The 6,717-nt window shown below is 69.2% G+C and carries 6 protein-coding genes; 1 reads left to right on the top strand and 5 read right to left on the bottom strand.

The window, feature by feature from the left end:
• Nucleotides 1–771: O-antigen ligase family protein (locus CCN51_RS41295; RefSeq protein WP_086860733.1), on the top strand; the 771-nt coding region annotated here is incomplete at its 5' end.
• Between the two features lie 48 nt (nt 772–819).
• Here CCN51_RS41295 and CCN51_RS41290 read toward each other — a convergent pair.
• The 5 genes from CCN51_RS41290 to CCN51_RS41270 form a co-directional block, all read right to left on the bottom strand.
• Nucleotides 820–2,223, bottom strand: a complete 1,404-nt coding sequence (locus tag CCN51_RS41290) for an aminotransferase-like domain-containing protein (RefSeq protein ID WP_014173724.1) — start codon at nt 2,221–2,223, stop codon at nt 820–822.
• Entirely contained in the window at nt 2,220–3,320 is a 1,101-nt protein-coding gene (locus CCN51_RS41285) for an alpha-hydroxy acid oxidase (protein WP_055414111.1), read from the bottom strand. Before CCN51_RS41285 ends, CCN51_RS41290 begins: the two co-directional genes overlap by 4 nt.
• Before the next feature lie 77 nt (nt 3,321–3,397).
• Nucleotides 3,398–4,567 carry a 4-hydroxyphenylpyruvate dioxygenase gene (hppD, locus tag CCN51_RS41280; RefSeq protein ID WP_014173726.1) on the bottom strand — a complete coding sequence of 390 codons (1,170 nt, stop codon included), beginning with the start codon at nt 4,565–4,567 and terminating at the stop codon, nt 3,398–3,400.
• Between the two features lie 58 nt (nt 4,568–4,625).
• Nucleotides 4,626–5,942 carry a cysteate synthase gene (locus tag CCN51_RS41275; protein ID WP_238545280.1) on the bottom strand — a complete coding sequence of 439 codons (1,317 nt, stop codon included), beginning with the start codon at nt 5,940–5,942 and terminating at the stop codon, nt 4,626–4,628.
• Nucleotides 5,943–6,036: 94 nt separating this feature from the next.
• Nucleotides 6,037–6,717, bottom strand: a 681-nt coding sequence (locus CCN51_RS41270; protein ID WP_143676054.1) for a phosphopantetheine-binding protein, incomplete at its 5' end; no start/stop codon positions are given.

The following is a 6,717-nucleotide window of genomic DNA, read 5'->3' as shown; positions in this document are numbered from 1 at the left end:
ACGCTCGCGGTCGGGGCGGCCTGTGGCGCGGCCTGGGCCGCCCGGTCGGCCGCGCTCCGGCTGGCGCTGCGCCTGCTGGCGGTGGCGATCACGGCCATGGCTCTGGTGGCCGGCTCGGCGGTGGGCTGTGTGGCCGGGGCCCTGGTGCTGCTGTGTTCGCTCGCCGTTGCCCGGACCCGCCGCCGGCTGCCGGGTCTTGCCGGGCTGGCCCTGGTCGCGGCGGTGGCCGTCGGCGGTTGCTGGGCCACGGCCGAGGACGCCCTCCCCGGCGCGCTCTCGGCACCCTTGCGCGACCGGCTGGGCGAACACCGGGTGCGGCTGTGGCACGACGCCGTCCAGATCGCCGAACACGGACCGCTGCGCGGAGCGGGGCCCGACCGGTTCGGCGAGTTGAGCCCCACCGCCCAGCAGTCACCCGCCGCCACGGACGACACGCCGTACTCGGCCCCGCTGCAGCAGGCCGTCGGCCAGGGGCTGCCGGGCCTCGCCCTGCTGGGCATGGCCTTCGGCTGGCTGCTGTACGCGCTGTGGCGCTCGCCACGCCGCACACCGGCCGTCCTGACGGCGGCCGCGGCCCTGACCGCTCTGGCCGTCGAGTCGGCCTTCGGCAACGCGCTCAGCTTCCCGGAGGTGACCGCCGGGGCCGGCCTGCTCGCGGGGCTGGCCACGGCGCGGCTGCCGGAGATGGCCCCGGGCTCGGGCCCGGGTCCGTCTCCGGATCCGTTCGCGGGCGAGCCCCCGCCCCTGGGCCCGGTACGGGCGGCCCACTGAGCGTGGGCGCACTGAACGTGGGCGCAGTGAGCGGGCGCAGGGGCCCGGTCACCGCGCCGCGGCACACTCCCGTACCAGGGACGCCAACCGGTCCAGGCCGACGTCGATGGTGTCCGGGGTCAGCTGGCTCAGGGAGAGACGGATCTGCTCGTATCCGCCGTCACCGCCGTAGAAGTGGGACATGGGAGTCCACAACACGCCGTGTTCCTTGGCGGAGTACTCCAGCAGCTCGTCATCCGCCCGGAAGGGGACGGTCAGGGTGAGGAAGAAGCCGCCGGTGGGGGTGTTCCAGGAGATCACGGGCCCCGCCGGATCACTCGGGAAGCGGCGAGCAAGCCCTTCCAGGATCAGTCGGAGATTGCGCTGGTAGACGTCGATCTCCCGGCGGTTCGCAGCCGGCAGGCTGTAGCCGTGCTCCACCAGCGCCCCGCCGACCACGGCCTGCGCCCAGGGCGAGGTGTTCACCGTGAGCATGCTCTTGATGGTCGAGAGATGGTCGGCGAGGAGGGAGGTGCCGCCGCTCTCGTCCACCACACGCTGATCGGCGACCGCGTAGCCCACCCGCGCCCCCGGCAGCACCGTCTTGGCGAACGAGCCGAGCCGGACGACCCTGCGCCCGGTGTCCAGCGACTTCAACGACGGCAGCCTGCCCTCTCCGGCGAACACGCCGTACGCGTTGTCCTCCAGCAGCAGCAGATCCTCCGCCTCGGCCACCCGCAGCAGCTCCCGCCGCGCCTCGAGATCCAGGCTGATGCCGGTCGGGTTGGCCACATCCGGTACGAGGTACAGCGCGCGTGGCCGCAGGCCCGCGGCACGGGCCTCGGCGATCTGCGCGCCCAGATCGTCGAAGTCGATCCCCCGCTCGCCCCCGCGGACCGGCCGGACGGGGAGATCGACCAGGCGCGCCGCGCCCGTCAGCCCGACGTACGTGGGAGAGATCGCGAGGACGATGTCCTGCGGGCCGGTGCGCAGGGCGCGCAGCACCAGGAACATCGCCTCCTGGCAGCCGACCGTGATGACCAGGGACTCACTGGAGACCGAGATTCCCTCGTCGACTTCCAGATGCCTGGCGACCAGCTCATGGATGATGCCCTTGGTCCGGCCGTACTGAAGGACCGTCCGCTTCGCCTCGGCCTCGGTCATGCCCCGCTCGCGGCGCAGATGGTCGATGAAGACATCCACGTAGCGGTGGACTTCGGCAAAGTCCAGGAACTCCTCGCTCGGGCGCCCGGCCGCGAACGAGATGGCGTTCGGAAACCGGATGGCCACTTCGTTGAGGAAGTTCATCGAGGCCATCGCGGGATCCGCGAGCGAGCCGTGCAGCTGCGACAGCCGTACGTCGTGGACATCGCCGACACCGATGTCGGTGGCACAGACACCGGTGGCGTGGACTTCGGCCGCGCGGACATCGGCCGCGCGGACATCGATGGCGCGGGCAGCTGAATCGGTCATTGGTGGTCACCCCCACAGTGGCATGGCATGGTCGTCGTCCGCAGCCGGGCCACGGCGGCCAGATCGGCGCACCCCGCCAGGGCCATGGCGTGCCGGAACTCCTCCCCCAGCAGCGACAGGACACGCGCACACCCCGCCTCGCCACCGGCGGCGAGCCCCCACATGACGGGACGGCCCAGCAGAACCCCCGAGGCGCCCAGCGCCATCGCGCCCAACACATCGGCCCCGCCCCGGATCCCGCTGTCCACCAGCACCTGACAGCTCTCCCCGAACGCGCCCCGCACGGCCTCCACGACACCGGGAAGCGCCACGGCGGTGGGCACGGCCCCGTCCAACTGCCGCCCTCCGTGGTTGGACACCACCACCGCGGCTGCCCCGAGCTCGGCCGCGCGCAGCGCGTCGGCCGGATGGGAGAGCCCCTTGACCACGAGAGGCAGCCCGGTGCGCTCCCGCAGCCACTCGATGTCATGCCAGGTGAACGACGGCGCGAAAGCTGACGCGGTGTGTGCGGCGACGGCCGAGCCGCGCTCTACGCGCTCATGCGCACTGCTCATGGCCCCACCGTCCAGGTTGGCGGCCCGGATGGTCGGCGGCAGCGCGAAACCGTGCCTCATATCGCGCAGCCGCCGCCCCATGACCGGCACATCCACGGTCAGGACCAGCGCCTCGCTCCCGATCGCCTCGGCACGCTGGACCAGGTCGAGGACGGCGCCCTTGTCCCGTAGCCAATAGAGCTGGAACCAGGTGGTGGCGCCGGTGGCCGCGATCTCCTCCATGGGGACACTGCTCAGCGTGGACACCGTATACGGCACCCCGCTGTCCGCCGCCGCCCGTGCGACCGCAAGCTCGCCCTCGGGGTGGAACAGGCGCTGATACGCGATGGGCGCCACGGCCACGGGCAGCGCCGCCGGGCTGCCCACCAGCGAACACGCCGGGTCGCAGGACGACACATCGGCGAGCACACGGGGCACCACCGCGACGCGGTCGAACGCGCCGCGGTTACCGACCAGTGTCCGCTCCCGCCCCGCGCCGCCCTCCAGCCAGTCCCAGAGCTCGACGCTGAGCACCGTGCGCGCGAGCTCCGCGAAATCGGCCACGGAAAGGGCGGCTGAAACGGAATCGGGCGACCGCGCCCCCGCGCGGTCACCTGACCCCTGGTCAGCGGGGAGCTTGGTCACTCCGCCTGCTCCTTCGCCGCCGCCGCGCGCTGCAGCTCGATCGCCTCGTAGAGCGCCCGGATGTTGTTGCTGCCGAACGTAGTGGCCCGGATACGCTCGATGACCTCGAAGAAAAGCGTCCCCCGAGGATGTACGGAACGGCTGAATATCTGAAAGAGCTGACCGTCGTGGTCCTCGTCCACCAGCACACTCAACTCCCGGAGTTGCTCCACCGAATGGCGCAGCGGCGTCAGCCGAGCGGTGAGCAGATCGTAGTACGTCGCCGGAGTGTTCAAGAAGGGCACGCCACGGCCGCCCATCGTGCCGACGCTGTGCACGATGTCGTCCGTGGCGAACGCGACATGCTGGACCCCGGCCCCGCCGTGATCGGCGAGGAAGCTCTCGATCTGCCCCGCTCGCGCTCCCGGCATCGGCTCGATCAGTGTGAAGGTCACCTCGCCCGAACGGCTCTGCACCACGGCCGAGTCCATCCCCATCGGGCCTACCTCGATGCGCTCTTTGAAGACCACCGGCATGTCGAAGACATCGGTGTAGAACCTCATGGCCGCCGACAGCTCGCCCAGCGGGAGGCATACCGCGAAGTGGTCGATGTTCAACAGCCCGACCGGGTCGTCGGACGTCAGCTCTTCGGCGGTCGCGGGGCGTGGCTCGGGCAGCCCCGGAAGGCGGTCGACCGGCACGCCGGGGCGCCGCTCCACCAGCGTGTGGATCACATCCCCGAAGCCGCCCACCGCCGCGGTCACACAGCCGTCCTCTTCCCGCGGCGGCGCCACCTCCACGGCCCCGTTCGCCATCAACTCGGCGTACGAGGCGCGCACGTCCGTAGCGCACAGAGCGATATCGGCGACGCCGTCGCCGTGTCGCTCGACATAGGCCCGCGCGGGGTGGTCATCGGAGAGGGCCTGTGTGACCAGCAGCCGAATACGGTTCCGTCCCAGCAACGCGGACCGGTGATCGCCCCTACGGCTGCCACGGGTCGGCGGTACCAGCACCTCCAGTCCGTAACCGGTGGACAGTTCACTCACTGTCGCCTCGACGTCGGTCACAAAGAATTCGATGTGGTCCAGGGTCAGCCCGGCCAGGCCGGAGTCGCCGCCGAGGGCTGCCGCTGTTGTGCTGGGGGTGGTGAAGGTAGCAGGCGTGGTGGAGGTGGTGCCATCAGTCATGGGAAGTGCGCTCCTTGATTCCTTGAGGATTCCTTGGAGGTGTTTTGACTGGCCTCAATTAGGAAATCTGAAGATCAACAGAAAAGAGCCCCGCTATTTGATTTACCGCCTCCTCTAAAGGCCCCAGGGACGCGATGCGCAGACTGGGTTCGGCCTGAATCGGCGAGTGATCCCGCGCCCTTCTCGCCCGCCCACCGCCGGTCACATTGAGGAGAACGGAGGCGTCTCGCCGTATTCTCCCTTCCCGCACCGCAGAGAGGAGCGAGGCAACGGCGACGGCAGATGCCGGCTCGATATCGATCGACTCGATGTCGTTGAACATCTCCCTGGCCGCACGGGCCGACTTACCATCGACCGCGAGGACATCGCCGTCGCTCTCGACAAGCACGTCATGGACCCCGGAATGAACCGCGTAGGGCGGAAACCGGTTCGTGAGCTCATCAGCGAACGCACGCCGCACAGCGCGCTTGTCGTCCTCCACAGAACCGCGGACCAGGAAGCGCTGACCGGCCTGCCACGCCCTGTGAATGGGGGCGAATGACTCGTTCTGGGACAGAAAAAGCCGCGGCAGCCCCTCCTTCGACGCGTTCGAGGGGGCTCCCGCCGCCATCAAGCGCTTCGCGGCCTCGTGGACCGCGATACCACCGGCGGCGCTGCCGACGGCTTGGAAGTAGAAGTCCGGCAGCTCGCCCATGGCCTCCACGGCGGAGTACATCACCGTCGCCAGCCCATCGCGGCGCCCGACATTCCTTACACCGCCCTCCAGTTGGAAGCCAGTCAACTTCCCCACCGCCTCGGACAGCGCGATGGCATCCGCATAGTCGGCGTCTTCCAGAACGACCAATCGTACCGACGGGTGCAGCACTTCGGGCAGCTTCAACCGACCGAGCCCGACCTCCGGCACGATGAGCAGACACGGCTGCCCATAGCGGGAACAGACGGAGGCGAAGGCGGCAGCCGTATTGCCGGCCGAGGCCACCACCAGGACCACGGGATCCTCCGGCAGCCTGCCGAGAACCGTATACGCCTCCAGTTCCTTGAAGGTCCCGGTCTCCAGATGCCCGCCACGTTCCGGCCAGTACCCGTTGAACGCCACCCAGAGGTCGGGAATCCCCACCAGGCGGGAGAGCCGCTCGCTCCGGAACACCACAGGGCGCCCGGAGCCCGGGATCTCCCGGACGACCGGCAGCCAGTGACGGTATCGGAATATCCCCTCGTCTTCCTGTACCGGTGTGAAGTTGTTCTCGGTGTATTCGGTTTGGAGCAGCGCGGGCTCATGGCCATTGGGGCAGGTGAGCATCACCCCGTCATCCGCATACTGTTTACTGCAACACGAACACACCAAGGAATAGTGGCGTTTGCCCGACACTTCCACTGCGATGTCTCCTATTTCGAGAATCTCATGACCCGTCCCACGGCGCCTGCATCGGCCTGCAGATGAGGACGGGGGCTCGCTGACGCTGACGCGACTATTGCTCCGGCCTCCGCATGGGCCTCAGTTTCGGTCGCGTCGGCTGGGCGGCGGATGCGTCGATATGTTCACCGAGACCGACGACAGTGGGTGCTTTGAACAGGGCCCGGATGGCGAGTTCGACGCCCAGAACGGTCCGAATACGGCTCACCAGCCGGGTGGCGAGCAGCGAATGCCCGCCCAGCGTGAAGAAGTCGTCGTCGATGCCCACTTCGGGAATCCCGAGTACTTCGGCGAACAGCGCGCACAACGTCTCCTCGCGCGGTGTGCGCGGGGCACGCCGGGAGGCTGACGCGGTGTGGTTCGGGGCAGGCAGGGCGTTCCGGTCGAGCTTTCCGTTGGGCGTCAGCGGCAGGCGCTCGAGCACGACGAGCACGGAGGGCACCATGTAGTCGGGAAGCCGGTCCTTGGCCAGGTTTAGTACTTCGGTGGTGTCCAGGGCCGCCGCTTCCTTGTCGGCCGGTACGACATAGCCGATGAGGCGCTTGTCGCCGGGCTGGTCTTCGCGTACGACGACAGCGGCTTGGTCGACCGCATGGTGAGCGGTCAGGACGGCCTCGATCTCGCCGGGTTCGATGCGGAAGCCGCGGATTTTGGTTTGGGTGTCGGTGCGGCCGAGGTGTTCGAGTGTGCCGTTGGTGTTCCAGCGGGCGAGGTCGCCGGTGCGGTACATGCGGGT

This window comes from Streptomyces milbemycinicus (assembly GCF_002154605.1).
Lineage (GTDB): Bacteria > Actinomycetota > Actinomycetes > Streptomycetales > Streptomycetaceae > Streptomyces > Streptomyces milbemycinicus.
This window is presented reverse-complemented; position numbering and strand designations above follow the sequence as displayed.